The organism is Komagataeibacter sp. SM21 (assembly GCF_041402665.1).
GTDB lineage: Bacteria > Pseudomonadota > Alphaproteobacteria > Acetobacterales > Acetobacteraceae > Komagataeibacter > Komagataeibacter saccharivorans.
The window spans coordinates 136,258-151,091 of record NZ_JBGLOV010000006.1; the positions used below are offsets into that span (position 1 = coordinate 136,258).

General features: G+C 62.5%; 14 protein-coding genes. 10 read left to right on the forward strand and 4 right to left on the reverse strand.

The genetic code is table 11. From position 1 onward, the window contains the following. Positions 1-74 precede the first annotated feature (74 nt). From ACBR42_RS08415 to atpC, 5 genes are read left to right on the forward strand one after another with little or no spacing between them, the layout of a single operon-like run. On the forward strand, positions 75-671 hold the full coding sequence (locus tag ACBR42_RS08415) for a F0F1 ATP synthase subunit delta (RefSeq protein ID WP_102325426.1): 597 nt from the start codon (positions 75-77) through the stop codon (positions 669-671). Then, positions 671-2,209, forward strand: coding sequence for a F0F1 ATP synthase subunit alpha (gene atpA / locus ACBR42_RS08420; RefSeq protein ID WP_102325427.1), 1,539 nt, complete (start codon positions 671-673; stop codon positions 2,207-2,209). Before ACBR42_RS08415 ends, atpA begins: the two co-directional genes overlap by 1 nt. A 16-nt stretch (positions 2,210-2,225) precedes the next feature. Next, on the forward strand, positions 2,226-3,107 hold the full coding sequence (locus ACBR42_RS08425; RefSeq protein WP_102325428.1) for a F0F1 ATP synthase subunit gamma: 882 nt from the start codon (positions 2,226-2,228) through the stop codon (positions 3,105-3,107). A 32-nt stretch (positions 3,108-3,139) separates the two neighbouring features. Further along, positions 3,140-4,615 carry a F0F1 ATP synthase subunit beta gene (atpD, locus tag ACBR42_RS08430; protein ID WP_371207723.1) on the forward strand — a complete coding sequence of 492 codons (1,476 nt, stop codon included), beginning with the start codon at positions 3,140-3,142 and terminating at the stop codon, positions 4,613-4,615. A 29-nt stretch (positions 4,616-4,644) separates the two neighbouring features. Then, the gene (atpC, locus tag ACBR42_RS08435; protein ID WP_102325430.1) at positions 4,645-5,070 is read left to right on the forward strand and encodes an ATP synthase F1 subunit epsilon; all 426 of its coding nucleotides are present in this window, start codon (positions 4,645-4,647) and stop codon (positions 5,068-5,070) included. 78 nt (positions 5,071-5,148) lie between these two features. Here the strand turns inward: atpC and queF are convergent, their stop codons facing one another. Then, on the reverse strand, positions 5,149-5,628 hold the full coding sequence (queF, locus tag ACBR42_RS08440; protein WP_371207724.1) for a preQ(1) synthase: 480 nt from the start codon (positions 5,626-5,628) through the stop codon (positions 5,149-5,151). Between the two features lie 137 nt (positions 5,629-5,765). Between queF and rnd the strand changes: the two genes are divergently transcribed. Then, positions 5,766-6,953 (forward strand): ribonuclease D, encoded by a 1,188-nt coding sequence (gene rnd / locus ACBR42_RS08445; protein ID WP_102325432.1) that lies wholly within the window; start codon positions 5,766-5,768, stop codon positions 6,951-6,953. A 149-nt stretch (positions 6,954-7,102) separates the two neighbouring features. Then, positions 7,103-7,738, forward strand: coding sequence for a GcrA family cell cycle regulator (locus tag ACBR42_RS08450; protein WP_371207735.1), 636 nt, complete (start codon positions 7,103-7,105; stop codon positions 7,736-7,738). Positions 7,739-7,838: 100 nt separating this feature from the next. On the opposite strand, the gene ACBR42_RS08455 is transcribed toward ACBR42_RS08450, so the two are convergent. Next, the gene (locus ACBR42_RS08455; protein ID WP_102325434.1) at positions 7,839-8,291 is read right to left on the reverse strand and encodes a polymer-forming cytoskeletal protein; all 453 of its coding nucleotides are present in this window, start codon (positions 8,289-8,291) and stop codon (positions 7,839-7,841) included. Between the two features lie 426 nt (positions 8,292-8,717). Between ACBR42_RS08455 and ACBR42_RS08460 the strand changes: the two genes are divergently transcribed. The 3 genes from ACBR42_RS08460 (at position 8,718) to ACBR42_RS08470 (ending at position 12,222) form a co-directional block, all read left to right on the forward strand. Next, complete coding sequence (locus ACBR42_RS08460) at positions 8,718-9,728, forward strand: adenosine kinase (RefSeq protein WP_102325670.1); 1,011 nt, start codon at positions 8,718-8,720, stop codon at positions 9,726-9,728. Between the two features lie 186 nt (positions 9,729-9,914). Beyond that, positions 9,915-11,738, forward strand: coding sequence for a translational GTPase TypA (typA, locus tag ACBR42_RS08465; protein WP_102325435.1), 1,824 nt, complete (start codon positions 9,915-9,917; stop codon positions 11,736-11,738). 223 nt (positions 11,739-11,961) lie between these two features. Beyond that, positions 11,962-12,222: a hypothetical protein gene (locus tag ACBR42_RS08470; protein WP_102325436.1), complete on the forward strand. Its 261-nt coding sequence runs from the start codon at positions 11,962-11,964 to the stop codon at positions 12,220-12,222. A gap of 88 nt (positions 12,223-12,310) precedes the next feature. On the opposite strand, the gene ACBR42_RS08475 is transcribed toward ACBR42_RS08470, so the two are convergent. Both ACBR42_RS08475 and ACBR42_RS08480 read right to left on the reverse strand, forming a co-directional pair. Then, the gene (locus ACBR42_RS08475; RefSeq protein WP_371207726.1) at positions 12,311-13,576 is read right to left on the reverse strand and encodes a D-amino acid dehydrogenase; all 1,266 of its coding nucleotides are present in this window, start codon (positions 13,574-13,576) and stop codon (positions 12,311-12,313) included. A 97-nt stretch (positions 13,577-13,673) separates the two neighbouring features. Continuing rightward, the gene (locus ACBR42_RS08480) at positions 13,674-14,699 is read right to left on the reverse strand and encodes an NAD(P)/FAD-dependent oxidoreductase (protein WP_102325671.1); all 1,026 of its coding nucleotides are present in this window, start codon (positions 14,697-14,699) and stop codon (positions 13,674-13,676) included. Positions 14,700-14,834: the final 135 nt, after the last annotated feature.

Below are 14,834 nucleotides of genomic sequence, written 5' to 3' on the forward strand. Positions count from 1 at the left end.
GCTAGAGCCGCGCCAGCAGCGCACGGGACCGGGGTTTCCGGGCAGGCGGCTGGTGTTTGAATCAAGATTCTGGATTGGAAAAGCGGACAGTGGATTCGGGTGGAACGACCTCAATACCGATCGCCTCCATTGCCAATGGCCTTCCCGGTCGTTACGCGACGGCGCTTTATGAGCTTGCGGCTGAACGCCAGCAGCTTGACCCTGTTCTGGAGCAGGCTTCGCGTCTTGTCGCGATGATTGACGGCAGCGCCGACCTGCGCACCGTCCTGACGGACCGGACGCTGGATATCCGTATCAGCCGCCGTGCGGTTGAAGCGGTGCTGGATGCCGAAGGTTTCAGTCCCCTTATGCGTGATTTTGTTGGCGTGGTGGCGAATAACCGCCGCCTTCCGCGCCTGCGTGACATTCTTGCCGCGCTGGCGGCCATCGCTGCCGGTCGGCGCGGGGAAGTGGTGGCGGATGTCGTCTCTGCCCATCCCCTGACCGACCTGCAGCGTATCCAGCTTCGCAGCCGCCTTGCCGAGGCCGGCTATTCCAAAGTCAATATCCAGGAGCGTGTTGACGCGGCCCTGCTGGGCGGTCTGGTCGTGCGCGTAGGCGCCCGCCTGTATGATACCAGCCTCAGATCCCGCCTTACCCGCCTGCACCATGCCATGAAGGGAGCCGCGTGATGGAAATCCGCCCCTCCGAGATTTCGGATATCCTCAAGCAGCAGATCGCTACGTTCGACAAGGAAGCTGACATTGCCGAGACAGGAACCATCCTGTCGGTGGGTGACGGCATCGCCCGTGTGTACGGCCTGCAGAATGTCGAAGCCGGCGAAATGCTGGACTTCCCCGCCAGCGGTCAGAAGGGCATGGCCCTGAACCTTGAGAATGACAACGTTGGTGTTGTCATTTTCGGTGATGACAGCGCCATGCGTGAAGGCGATACCGTCGCCCGCACCGGCAAGGTGGTTGAAGTGCCCACCGGCAAGGCGCTGCTGGGTCGCGTGGTTGACGGTCTGGGCAACCCGATCGACGGCAAGGGCCCGCTGGTTGGCGATGTCATCCACAAGCGCGCTGAAATCAAGGCTCCCGGCATCATGCCGCGCCAGTCCGTCAGTGAGCCGATGCAGACCGGCATCAAGGCCATCGACGCGCTCGTGCCCATCGGGCGTGGCCAGCGTGAGCTGATCATTGGTGATCGCCAGACCGGCAAGACCGCCATCCTGATCGACACCATCGTCAACCAGAAGGGCGTCAACGCGCTGGGTGACGAAAGCAAGTCGCTGTACTGCATATATGTCGCGATCGGGCAGAAGCGTTCGACCGTGGCGCAGCTGGTGCGCACGCTGGAAGAAACCGGCGCGATGGAATACTCCATCGTCGTGGCGGCAACCGCGTCCGACCCGGCCCCGATGCAGTATCTGGCTCCCTACGCCGCATGCTCCATGGGTGAATATTTCCGCGATAACGGCATGCATGCCCTGATCGTGTATGATGACCTGTCCAAGCAGGCCGTCGCTTACCGTCAGATGTCGCTGCTGCTGCGTCGTCCGCCGGGACGTGAAGCCTATCCGGGTGACGTGTTCTACCTGCATTCGCGCCTGCTGGAACGCGCGGCGAAGATGTCCGACAAGTTTGGTGCCGGTTCGCTGACGGCCCTGCCGGTGATCGAGACGCAGGCTGGTGACGTGTCCGCCTATATCCCGACCAACGTGATTTCCATCACCGATGGTCAGGTCTTCCTTGAAACCGACCTGTTCTACCGCGGCATCCGCCCGGCGGTGAACGTGGGCGGCTCGGTGTCGCGTGTTGGTTCCGCAGCCCAGATCAAGGCGATGAAGCAGGTTGCCGGCAAGATCAAGCTGGAACTGGCGCAGTATCGTGAAATGGCGGCCTTCTCGCAGTTCGCGTCCGATCTAGACCCGGCCACGCAGAAGCAGCTTGCCCGTGGCGCGCGTCTGGTCGAACTGCTGAAGCAGCCCGAAACCTCCCCGCTTTCGGTTGAAGAGCAGGTTGTGGTGCTGTTCGCTGGCACGCGTGGCTATATCGACGCCGTGGCGGTCGATCAGGTCACGACGTACGAGAAGCGCCTGCTGGATGATGTCCGCACGTCGGGCAAGGACATTCTCGAATCGATCCGGACGCAGCGCCAGCTGACGAAGGATATCGAAAGCCGTCTGAATGATTTCCTGACGACATTCGGCCGTCAGTTCGTCAACTGAGGAAGATCGGGCAACCATGGCTTCCCTGAAGGAACTGCGCGCACGGATTGGCAGCGTCAAATCGACGCGCAAGATCACCAGCGCAATGAAAATGGTCGCTGCGGCCAAGCTGCGTCGGGCGGAAACCCGCGCAGCCGCCGCACGGCCATATGCCGACGCAATGCGCCGCATGCTGGCCGAAGTCGCGCGTAGCGTGGCAGGTGAAGGCGGGCAGCCCGCACTGCTGACCGGAACGGGTCAGGACAAGGTGCATCTGCTGGTCCCCATGTCCAGCGACCGTGGCCTTGCGGGTGCGTTCAACTCCAACATCAACCGTACGACGCGCAACCTGGTGCTCAGGCTCCAGGCTGAAGGCAAGACGGTCAAGCTGCTGCCGGTCGGACGCAAGACACACGACTTTCTTGAGCGTGAGTTTTCCGATCTCATCATCGGGCACCGTCATCTGGCCGCGGGCAAGGAAATCCCCTTTTCCGCTGCTTCTGAACTGGGTGAACAGATTTCGTCCCTGCTGGACAAGGGCGAATTCGATGTCTGCACGCTGGTTTATAACCAGTTCCGCAATGTCATGACCCAGACGCCGACGGAAATGCAGCTTATCCCGCTGGCGCTGCCGGAAAACGACAATGCCGAACAGGCGGATGTCGCGAGCTACGAGTTCGAACCGGATGAAGCGACGCTTCTGTCCAGCCTGCTGCCGCGTAACCTGCAGGTCCAGCTTTATGCGACCATGCTGGAAACCGCTGCGGGTGAAAATGGCGCGCGTATGACGGCCATGGATAATGCGACCCGGAATGCCGGCAAGGCTATCGACCGCCTGACCCTGACCTACAACCGTACGCGTCAGACCAATATTACCAATGAACTGATCGAGATCATCTCGGGCGCCCAGGCTGTCTGAGGACCGATCTTCACGCTCACAGGAGCTGTCCCATGTCGGAAACCACAACTCAAGAGGCTCCTGTCTCCACGCAGGCGCAGAAAAGCAATGTCGTTGGTCGCGTAACGCAGATCCGCGGCGCCGTCGTTGACGTGCAGTTCGAAGGTGTGCTGCCGCATATCCTCGAAGCGCTGCACGTCGAGCTGAACGGCCAGGCCCTGGTGCTGGAAGTGGCGCAGGAAATCGGCGAGCATGAAGTCCGCTGCATCGCCATGGATACGACCGATGGTCTGTCCCGCGGCACGGAAGTCACCGCCACCGGCAACCAGATCACCGTGCCGGTCGGACCGGGAACGCTGGGCCGTATCCTGAACGTGATCGGTGAGCCGATTGACGATCGTGGTCCGGTGAAGGCCGAAGGCCGTTCGCCCATCCACCGTGCCGCCCCCGCTTTTGACGAGCAGGCCGCCGCAACCGAAATCCTGCCCACGGGCATCAAGGTTGTCGATCTGCTGTGCCCGTACCTCAAGGGCGGTAAGGTCGGTCTGTTCGGTGGCGCCGGTGTCGGCAAGACCGTCATCATTCAGGAACTGATCAACAACATCGCCAAGGCGCATGGTGGCGTGTCGGTCTTCGCGGGTGTTGGTGAACGTACGCGTGAAGGTAACGACCTGTATTACGAAATGCAGGATGCGGGCGTTATCAAGATCGATGGCGACTCGACCGACGGGTCCAAGGTGGCGCTGGTCTATGGCCAGATGAACGAGCCGCCGGGTGCGCGTGCCCGTGTCGCCCTGTCCGGCGTGACCGTTGCGGAATACTTCCGTGATGTCGAAGGCCAGGACGTGCTGTTCTTCGTCGATAACATCTTCCGCTTCACGCAGGCTGGTGCCGAAGTGTCGGCGCTGCTGGGCCGTATTCCGTCCGCTGTGGGTTACCAGCCCACACTGGCGACCGAAATGGGCGCGCTGCAGGAACGCATCACCTCCACCAAGAAGGGCTCGATCACGTCCGTGCAGGCCGTGTACGTGCCGGCCGATGACCTGACCGATCCGGCGCCTGCCGCGACCTTCGCCCATCTTGACGCGACCACGGTGCTGAACCGTTCCATCGCGGAAATGGGCATCTACCCGGCCGTGGACCCGCTGGACTCCACCTCCCGCTCGCTCGATCCGAAGATCGTTGGTGACGAGCATTATCAGGTGGCCCGTGACGTGCAGCGCATCCTGCAGACCTACAAGTCCCTGCAGGACATCATCGCCATCCTCGGCATGGACGAACTGTCGGAAGACGACAAGCTGGTCGTTGCCCGCGCCCGTCGTATCCAGCGTTTCCTGTCCCAGCCGTTCCATGTGGCCGAAGTGTTCACCGGCGCGCCGGGCAAGCTGGTTTCGCTGGAAGACACGGTCCGTTCGTTCAAGGCGATCGTGGCTGGTGAATACGATCACCTGCCCGAAGGCGCCTTCTACATGGTCGGTGCGATCGAGGAAGCGGTGGCCAAGGCCGAAAAGATGAAGGAATCGGCCTGACACCACCCCTGACGCAAGGAAGATAGACCATGTCCATTAAGGTCAAGATTGTCAGTCCGGAGAAGGTGCTGTTCGCCCATGACGCCGATATGGTTGTCATGCCGGGGGCCGAAGGCGACATCGCGGCCATGCCGGAACACGCGCCACTCATGCTGACGCTGCGCGGTGGCGTGGTTGATGTTTACGAAGACGGTGCCGTGACGCACCGCTTCTTCGTGGCTGGTGGGTTTGCTGATATCGCGCCGACCCACTGCACCATCCTTGCCGACCGGGCGACCGGACTGGCGGAGCTGTCGGTTGACGACGCCGAAGCCCGTCTGGCGGCACTTGAGAAATCCTATGAGGAAGCGGACAAGATGAACGTGCCCGCACTGGATATTCTCATGGGCAAGATGCAGTCCGCCCGCGCCGAAATCGACGCGGCGCAGTCTGCCGTTCCGGCCATGTCCATCTGATGGTTTCCCCCGCGCCTTCGGGCGCGGACAGAACCAGTAAAAAAGCGCCCTGTCCGGGGCGCTTTTTTTATGTCCGGATCAGCCGCGCCCGCGATAGCCGGGCACGTTCTGGGCAGGTATCCACACACCTTCCGGCGGTGCGCCGGTCTGCCAGAACACATCGATGGGCATGCCGCCGCGTGGGTACCAGTAGGCACCGATCCGCAGCCAGACAGGCTTCAGCAGGTCAACCAGTGTGGTTGCGATCTGCACGGAGCATTTTTCATGAAATGCGCCATGGTTGCGGAAGCTGGTCAGGAACAGCTTGAGCGACTTGCTTTCCACGATCCATTCGTCTGGGATGTAGTCGATGACGATATGGGCGAAATCCGGCTGGCCGGTCACGGGGCAGAGGGACGTGAACTCGGGTGCGGTGAACCGCACGACATAATGCCGCCCGCGTTCGGGGGCGGGAACGCGTTCCAGCCGTGCTTCCTCGGGGCTTGCGGGCTGTGTCGTGTTCTGGCCGAGCTGGGTCAGGAACTGGCTGCCATCGTCGGTGGTGGGGCGGGTGTTCATGGGGCATCCGTCAGCAGGGGGAAGGAGATGTGTGGCTGATGCCGTAAGGTCCGGTCTGGCGTCAACGGAAATGCGGGTGGGCGGCATGTGATTTTCCCCGCTTTTGCAAATTGGCGGAGGCATGATAACTGCTCCTCATGGCACGTGTATCCCGACCCGAATTCCCCGCTCCCGCGCAGGTTACCACCACGGCGGAGCTTGAGGCTGTAACCGCGCGACTGCGGCTTGAGCCGTTTGTGACAATCGACACCGAGTTCGTGCGCGAGCGTACGTACTGGCCGGAACTATGTCTGGTGCAGTTGGCGGGGAAAAACGATGTCGTGGTGATCGACACGCTGGCGCCAGGGCTGGATCTGTCGTCCCTCGGGGCGTTGCTGGATGATGCTGGCGTGGTCAAGGTCTTTCACGCGGCACGGCAGGATCTGGAAATCTTCCTGCATCTGTTCGACCGCCTGCCCACCGCCCTGTTTGATACGCAGGTGGCGGCCATGGTGGCGGGATATGGCGATCAGGTGGGGTACGATAACCTCGTTTCCTCCCTGCTGGGGGTACAGATCGATAAATCCCACCGTTTTTCCGACTGGTCGGCCCGTCCGCTTTCCCCAGCGCAGATCGGTTACGCGGCGGCGGATGTCACCTATCTGCGTCTGGTCTATGGCAGGCTGCTCGAACAGCTTGAAAAGGAAGGGCGGCTGGACTGGGTGGCAGCAGAACTGGATATCCTGAACAATCCCGCAACCTTCCGTCCTGATCCGCTGACATTGTGGGAAAAGATGCGCCCACGCACGAATAACCGGCGTATGCTGGGTATCCTGCGCGCGGTTACCGCATGGCGGGAAGGCGAGGCGCAGCGTGTCAACGTGCCACGGCAGCGTCTTCTGAAAGACGAGAGCCTGATGGAGATCGCAGCCACGGCCCCCGTTACGGTGGAGGCACTGGCCCGCGTGCGGGGCGTGTCCCGTGGCTTTGCCGAAGGGCGTAGCGGGCAGTCCCTGCTGGAAACCGTGACGGGTGCCATGGCGGAACCGGAAGCGGACCTGCCGCGCATGCCAAAGGGGCGGGGAAAGGATGCACAGCGCCCGTCGCCCGCGCTGATCGCCCTGCTCAAGGTATTGCTGGCTGCCTGCTGCGAAACCCATCGCGTCGCCCCGAAACTGGTTGCCTCATCCGAGGATCTGGACCGTTTTGCGCTTGATGACGATGCGGATATTCCTGCCTTCCACGGCTGGCGCAATACCGTATTTGGCAAGCTGGCGCGTGAACTCAAGGCGGGCAGACTTATAATGGGCGTCGAGGGCGGTAAGGTAAAACTGATCCACGATTAGGCGTTTATTAACCGGGTTACGGTTTTACCGGGGTTGCGAACAGGTTATGCTCAGAACTGTCCACAAGATTCTGTGGCATGGTAGTTGAGCCGGGCACAGTATAAGCTTAGTTTCGCACCATTCCGCGTAAGGAGTGCAGAACGATGGCGATGGAATGGACCGAGGAGACGATCGCGCGCCTGCGTGATCTGTGGCAGCAGGGTTTGTCGACCGCAGAAATCGGGCGCCAGCTTTCTGTCACGAAGAACGCAGTGGTGGGCAAGGCGCATCGTCTGGGCCTCAAGCCCCGTCCGTCACCCATCCGCCGCGCACCCAAGGGCGCACCCGCCGAAGCTGTGGCCGATACGTCGGCACCCGCCGCTGTAACGGAGAGCGCGCCCGTTGCGCCGTCCGTAGCGAAAGAGGAAACGGTTTCCGCCCCGGTCGTGTCCAGGGCCCCTGCGCCCCAGCCGGAAAAAGCCCCCGCGCCGTCCACTGCCGCCCCCACCGTATCAACCGCCACGCAGGCCACGTCCCCGGCATCCGCAGGGGATGCGCTGACGAGTGAGCCGGAACCCGCAGCCCGCCCGGCGCGCAGTCAGGCCCGCGCCCCGCGTTCGGCCCTGCGTCCGGTCAGCGAACCGCGCCGCCGCAGCAGCCAGTCCTGCTGCTGGCCGCTGGGCGATCCGGGCACGCCCGGTTTCCATTTCTGCGGGGCAACACCCCTGCCGGGCAAGCCATACTGCGCCGAACATGCCCAGCTTGCCTACGTCAAGCTGCGTGACCGCCGTGATAACGTAGCCTGATCCGGGCTACCTTTTTACGGGTCCATTAAAAAACGCCAGGGCATTGCTGCCGCTGGCGTTTTTTTGTCCCTGCCCGGCAGGCGGGCAGGGGAGGTGTATCCTATTCGGGCTTGGGGGCCGCAGGCTCGGGAGCCGGGGTGGTGATCATCTCAAGCTGGCCGGTGATCTGGCCGCCATCTTCCACCTTCAGGCGGCGGCACTTGGCCTTGCCCAGCAGGCGACCGGTGGAGCGGATGGTCAGGCCACCACGCACCGTCAGCGTGCCGTCGATGGTACCCGCCAGTTCAGCGTCCTCGACCTCGACTTCGCCCTTGAACACGCCGCCCTGAGCGATCTGGAGTTCGGAGGCGTTGATCATGGAGGATTCAACCGTCCCTTCCACAACCAGCCGTTCGGCGTCCTGAATGGTGCCCTGCACGCTGATGCCACGACCCACGACCAGCGTCCGGCGGTCATTTTCCTTCTTCGCGGCCTGACCTGCAGGCGCACCGGGACGTACGCCACCGGGTGCGGGCGAAGGGTTGGGCGTGGGCGGGAAGGGCGGACGGGCCATGGATGTGTTTTCCTTGCTGGCAGGGTTGGAAGTGGACGGAGCGCCACCGGCTGCTGTCGCCGGACGGCCCGGCTGCTGCACGGGGGATGGAGCTGGGGCGGGTGGCTGGGTTTCTGCTGGCTTGCGTCGTCTGAACAATAGTTACCCCGCTTTGGATTTATGCTGCGCCGGAACGCGGACGTTCCGGTTGGAGGAGGTTACGCTTTCGGGCTGGTTGCAGGCTGCAGCCCCCTTAACGGTTATACGCCCCCCGATCAGGTCGACAAGGGCGTTCGAAGGGGAGGCGCGTGAAAACATCACGCATTGCGCCGGTTAACCGCCGATGATAGCGATACGGGCCTCATGCAGGAAAAAAGAGGTTATTTCGTGGCGTTCAGGCGCTGCGGCTGCATGCGCGACGGATTAACGACGGTAGTGGAACAGAATATGGAAAATTCGGGACGGGCGGCGGAATGCCGGTTTGATCTGCTGGGTATCGGCAATGCGATTGTCGATGTGCTGGCACCGGTGGAAGCTGACTTCCCGCAGCGCAATGGCATGGTACCCGGCAGCATGGCGCTGATTGACGGCCAGCGCGCACAGACGCTGTACAACCAGATCCGCAGGGAAAAGGAAATGGGGGGCGGCTCGGCTGCCAATACCTGTGTCGTCGCGTCCAACATGGGCGCGCGCGTGGCGTATCTGGGCAAGGTTGCCGATGATGCCCCCGGTCAGGCCTTTGGCGCGGACCTGCAGGCGGCGGGGGTGTATTTTCCTTCCGTGCCGCTGCAGGGCGATGAGGGCGACCACAATCCCACCGCGCGCTGCATCATTCTGGTCACGCCCGATGGCCAGCGTACGATGAACACCTATCTGGGGGCCTGCGTCACCTTCAGCCCCGAGGATGTGCTGGCTGATGTCGTGCAGGCTTCCAAGGTGATCTATATGGAAGGCTACCTGTTCGATCCGCCGGCAGCGCAGGAAGCCTTCCGCACCGCAGCCCGCATCGCGCATGAGGCCGGGCGCAAGGTTGCGCTGTCCCTTTCGGACCGTTTCTGCGTCGACCGCCACCGCGCGGCGTTTCATGATCTCGTGCGCGGGCATGTGGACATCCTCTTCGCCAACGAGGATGAGATCTGCGCGCTGTACCAGACCGATGATTTTGATGAAGCCGCCCGCCGTGTCGCGGCGGAGACGCATTTCGCCGTGCTGACCCGTTCCGAACGGGGCAGCGTCATCATACAGGACCAGAAGCGCATCGTGATCGAGAGCGTGCGCACGCAGGTCATCGACACCACCGGCGCGGGCGATGCCTATGCCGCGGGCTTCCTCGCGGGCTGGACATCGGACCGGACGCTGGCCGAATGCGGGCGTCTGGGCAGTGTCGCGGCATCGGAAGTGATTTCCCATTACGGTGCGCGCCCGCTGATCAACATGCGACAGGACATGGATTTCTGATCCACGGGGCGCGTCCTGCCGGGCGTGTGATGGGGTTGTGCGCGAAGTTTCGCGTGCAATCCGCGCCCGTCCGCTTTATCTACGCATCCAGCAGCCACCCAATCCGCCGCCGCACGGGCGCCCAGCGCCGGTGCCGCCGCGTCCCTTATGGCGTCCCCGCCAAGGAAAGTCAGGTCAAGAGCAGTTATGGATATCCGCAATATCGCCATTATCGCGCACGTCGATCATGGCAAGACCACACTGGTCGATCAGCTTCTTAAACAGTCCGGCTCCTTCCGTGAGAACCAGCACGTCGCCGAGCGCGCGATGGACAGCAACGACCTGGAGCGTGAGCGTGGCATCACCATCCTGGCGAAATGCACGTCCGTTGTGTGGAAAGATACCCGCATCAACATCATCGACACCCCGGGCCACGCCGATTTCGGTGGCGAGGTCGAGCGTATCCTGAGCATGGTCGATGGCGCCGTGGTGCTGGTCGACTCCGCCGAAGGCGCGCTGCCGCAGACGAAGTTCGTGGTGGGCAAGGCGCTGGCGCGCGGTCTGAAGCCGATTGTGGTCGTCAACAAGATCGACCGTGGCGATGCCCGTCCCGATGAAGTGCATAACGAGATTTTCGACCTGTTCGCAGCCCTTGGCGCCAATGACGAACAGCTTGATTTCCCGATGCTGTACGCTTCTGGCCGTCAGGGCTGGGCGGATACGGAAATCGACGGTCCGCGCAAGGACCTCTCGCCCATGTTCGACCTGATCCTGCGCCACGTTCCGGCTCCGAAAGTGAACAAGGACGCGCCGTTCGCGATGGTCGCCACCATCCTCGAGAACGACAACTTCCTTGGCCGCGTGCTGACCGGCCGTGTCGAGCAGGGCACGGCGAAGATGAACATGCCGGTGCATGTGCTGCGTCCTGACGGATCGGTTGTGGAAACGGGCCGCCTGACCAAGCTGCTGTCCTTCCGTGGTCTTGACCGCGTGCCGGTGGAAGAAGTCGAAGCCGGTGACATCGTGGCCGTGGCCGGTCTGTCGGACGCGACGATTCCGGAAACGATCGCAGCCCCTGAAGTTAAAGAGCCGCTGCCCTCCACCCCCGTTGATCCGCCGACGCTGTCCATGACCTTCCGCCTGAACGATGGCCCGCTGGGTGGCCGTGAAGGCAAGAAGGTCACGTCGCGCCAGATCCGTGACCGTCTGTTCAAGGAAACGGAAGGCAACATCGCCATCCGCGTGTCCGAAAGCCCCGAGAGCGAGGCCTTCGAGGTCGCGGGCCGTGGCGAACTCCAGCTTGGCGTGCTGATCGAACAGATGCGCCGTGAAGGGTTCGAGCTGACCATCGGTCGTCCCCGCGTGCTGTTCCGCACCAACGAGGAAACCGGTGAGCGCGAAGAACCGTTCGAGGAAGTCCTGATCGATGTGGACGAGCCGTATTCGGGCGTCGTGGTCGAAAAGATGGCGCTGCGTAAGGGCATCATGCAGGACATGCAGCCTTCGGGCGGCGGCAAGGTGCGCCTGAGCTTCCTGATCCCGTCGCGCGGGCTGATCGGCTACCATGGCGAATTCCTGACCGATACCCGTGGTTCGGGCATCATGAACCGCCTGTTCTCGGGCTATCAGCCCTATGTCGGCCCGATTGCCGGCCGTCGTAACGGTTCGCTGATCTCGTCCGAAGATGGTGCGACCACGCAGTATTCGCTGTTCTCGCTGCAGGACCGTGGCACGCTGTTCGTCGATGCGGGCGAGAAGGTCTATGTCGGTATGATCATCGGTGAGCATTCGCGTGAGAATGATCTCGAAGTGAACCCGATCCGTGAAAAGAAGCTGACCAACATCCGCGCCGCTGGCAAGGACGAGGCCCTGCTGCTGATCCCGCCGCGCAAGATGAACCTGGAACAGGCCATCGCCTATATCGAGGACGATGAACTGGTTGAGGTCACGCCGTCCGCCGTGCGTATCCGCAAGCGCTACCTCGACCCGCACGAGCGCAAGAAGCGTGAGCGTTCGGGTTCGGTCGACTGATTCCGACTGCCGCAGGACCGGCTGCAATCTTTAGTAATGTTTCAGTTCTTGAGATTGCGGTCATCTTGCGGCAAAAACGGTTCACTCTCCATATATTTAAGAATTTTAATCCGAGACGGCTTTCCTGCGGCATGTTACAGCAGGGAAGTCAGATCGGGTGTGCCGATTCGCCACCTGATAGGCGCATTGGGATAGAAAATCCTGACTTGTGGAGTATTTTCATATGACCGTTTCCCCCCGCCGTTTCCTCGCCGCGCTGTCTGCTGTTGCCGTTATGGGTGTTGCCGCTCCCGTCATGGCCCAGACGCCTGAACCCACCACCCCGTCTGTTTCTGCTCCGCAGCACGCTCCCGACGCTTCCGAAGGTGTCGCTGGCGCCGAAGCGGGTGCGAAGAAGGAAAAGCACCACGGCAGCCATCATGGCAGCCACCATCACGGTGCCAAGAAGGACGAAACGAAGGAAGCCGCTCCGGCTGCGCAGTAATTACTGCTGCGTCAACGCTGGCTTCCCCGCGATGCCAGCGTTGCATTTCCATAAAAAAGCCCGGCTCACGCCGGGCTTTTTTTATGCCTCAGTTCGGGATGTACCGGTCAAGGGACAGGTCAAGGCAGGGGATGTCGGTGCGCTTGCCGCTGATCCGGTCGGTCAGCAGGCGGCCTGAACCGCAGGCCATGGTCCAGCCCAGCGTGCCATGGCCCGTATTGAGCCACAGATTGCCAAAGCGTCCCGCCGGACCGATGATCGGCGTGCCATCAGGCGTACTGGGGCGCAGGCCCGTCCAGTACGCGCCCTGCGACAGGTCCCCACCCGCCCCGAACAGTTCCGAAAAGGACAGTTCCAGCACGCGCCGCCGGTCACGGCTCAGCCGCAGGTTGTAGCCCGTCAGTTCGGCAGTCCCCCCGATACGGATACGATCCCCCAGTCGCGTGATGGCGACCTTGTGGGTCGCGTCGCTTATGGTGGACAGGGGTGCCCGCGCCGGGTCGGTTACGGGCAGGGTCAGCGAATAGCCCTTGGTGGGGTAAACCGGCAGGCTTACGCCAAGCGGGCGCAGCAGCAGCGGGGAATAGCTGCCCATGGCGACCACATACGCATCGGCCACCATCCTGCCTGCCGTGGTACGGACGCCCACGATATCGGTGGCGGTCGCGTCCAGTGCCTCGACCGCCGTTTCGTAATGGAAGGTGACGCCCAGTTCCGCTTCCGCCTTCTGCGCCAGACGCTGGGTGAACATGTGGCAGTCGCCTGATTCGTCACCCGGCAGGCGCAGCCCGCCACGGAGCAGGTGCCGGTTTTCCGCCAGTCCGGGTTCGTGGCGGATGATGTCGTCGGGACTGAGGAATTCGTAAGCGATGCCAGCCTGTTCCAGCAGCCGCATGTCATGCGCGCAGTGGTCCACCTGTTTTTGCGTACGGAAAAGCTCGATCAGGCCGCGCTGTTCATCGTCATAGGTAATGCCCGTATCGCGGCGCAGGGTATCGAGACAGTCGCGGCTGTATTCCGCCACGCGCAGCATGCGGGATTTGTTGATGTCATAGTCATGGGCGTTGCAGTTGGCCATCATCTGCCCCAGCCAGCGCATCATGGCGAAATCGATGCGCGGGCGGATGGCGATCGGCGCATCCCGGCTGAACATCCACCGCATGACCTTGAACGGCAGGGCAGGTTCGGCCCACGGGGCGGAATAGCCCGGCGAAATCTGACCGGCATTGGCGAAGGAGGTTTCCATCGCCGCGGCGGGCTGGCGGTCTATGACCGTGACGTCATGGCCTTCCTTTGCCAGGTACCATGCCGTGGTGACCCCGACCACACCCGCGCCCAGAACGATAACTTTCACAGTCTCATCCTTATTTCCGTCATCAACACAACCGGGGATGCGCCAGAGCGGGGGAATGGTCAACCGTTTCTGTTATGACAGGAACGGGTGGCAGGAATCAGGCTGCGGGCACCCCCTTGGATGTCGAATATTCAAAATGCAGCGCCGTATCGGGATGCACGATGGGATGAATGGCATGGGCCGCCATCGCCCCTTCGGTAAAGCCCTGCAGGATCAGCTTCAGCTTGCCGGGATAGGTTGCGACATCGCCCACGGCAAAGATGCCGGGCTGGCTGCTTTCACAGGTGGACGGGGTTACGGGAATGGTGCCGCGTATGGTGTCCAGCCCCCATTGTGCGATCGGTCCCAGATCGGTCGCCAGCCCGAAGAAGGGCAGCAGGTGATCGCATGCGACATGGCGGATGCTGTTGTCCATGGTGGCCAGATCCACGCCGCGCAACTGCCCGTCCGTTCCGTGCAGGCCATGAAGCTGGTAGCCGATGATCTTTTCGATCTGGCCACACGCCACGGCCTCATCAAGCTGGCGCAGGCTTTCGGGGGCCGCGCGGAAACGGTCGCGCCGGTGCACCAGCCGCACGCTGCGCGCGATGTCACGAAGCGATAGCGCCCAGTCCACCGCTGAATCCCCGCCACCGGCGATCAGGACATCCCTGTCCGCAAAATCGGCGCGACGGCGGACGAAATACTGCACGCCGCCCGTGCGCTCGAATGCCTCCAGCCCTTCCAGCGGGGGGCGGTTGGGGCCAAACGCGCCAGCACCCGCTGCGATGATGACGGCGTGCGCATGGATGACATCACCCCGCGTGGTGCCAAGGCGGAAGGCGCCGCGTGTTCCCTCCAGGCTTTCCACCCGGCGGCCGAGCAGGCGGGGCACGTCAAAGGGGGCGATCTGGCGGTCAAGGGCCTCGATCAGCGCGCCGCCTTCGATCGCGGGGTGGGCGGGAATGTCATAGATCGGTTTTTCGGGATACAGGGCGGCGCACTGGCCCCCGATTTCGTCAAGCGCGTCGATCAGCACGCATGACAGCTTGAGCATGCCACATTCAAAAGCGGCAAACAGCCCGGCAGGGCCCGCGCCGATAATGGCGACATCGACGGTAAGGGGGGAAGATGGCGTGGTCATGTCCGGCTCTGGTGTCCCGTAATCCATGGTCTGGTCAAAGGCATAGGCTGCATGCGGTTTTGCGTTGTTGTCCGCATCGGTGCAAGCCTCAAGCGTGCCCATGCCGTCGCCCCTTGTGCGCGCATGCCCGGTGGG

Excerpts from the sequence above, each read along its gene's own strand:
- atpA (WP_102325427.1), top strand. The coding sequence starts at position 671 with ATGGAAATCCGCCCCTCCGAGATTTCGGATATCCTCAAGCAGCAGATC.
- ACBR42_RS08425 (WP_102325428.1), top strand. The coding sequence starts at position 2,226 with ATGGCTTCCCTGAAGGAACTGCGCGCACGGATTGGCAGCGTCAAATCG.
- atpD (WP_371207723.1), top strand. The coding sequence starts at position 3,140 with ATGTCGGAAACCACAACTCAAGAGGCTCCTGTCTCCACGCAGGCGCAG.
- atpC (WP_102325430.1), top strand. The coding sequence starts at position 4,645 with ATGTCCATTAAGGTCAAGATTGTCAGTCCGGAGAAGGTGCTGTTCGCC.
- queF (WP_371207724.1), bottom strand. The coding sequence starts at position 5,628 with ATGAACACCCGCCCCACCACCGACGATGGCAGCCAGTTCCTGACCCAG.
- rnd (WP_102325432.1), top strand. The coding sequence starts at position 5,766 with ATGGCACGTGTATCCCGACCCGAATTCCCCGCTCCCGCGCAGGTTACC.
- ACBR42_RS08450 (WP_371207735.1), top strand. The coding sequence starts at position 7,103 with ATGGAATGGACCGAGGAGACGATCGCGCGCCTGCGTGATCTGTGGCAG.
- ACBR42_RS08455 (WP_102325434.1), bottom strand. The coding sequence starts at position 8,291 with ATGGCCCGTCCGCCCTTCCCGCCCACGCCCAACCCTTCGCCCGCACCC.
- ACBR42_RS08460 (WP_102325670.1), top strand. The coding sequence starts at position 8,718 with ATGGAAAATTCGGGACGGGCGGCGGAATGCCGGTTTGATCTGCTGGGT.
- typA (WP_102325435.1), top strand. The coding sequence starts at position 9,915 with ATGGATATCCGCAATATCGCCATTATCGCGCACGTCGATCATGGCAAG.
- ACBR42_RS08470 (WP_102325436.1), top strand. The coding sequence starts at position 11,962 with ATGACCGTTTCCCCCCGCCGTTTCCTCGCCGCGCTGTCTGCTGTTGCC.
- ACBR42_RS08480 (WP_102325671.1), bottom strand. The coding sequence starts at position 14,699 with ATGACCACGCCATCTTCCCCCCTTACCGTCGATGTCGCCATTATCGGC.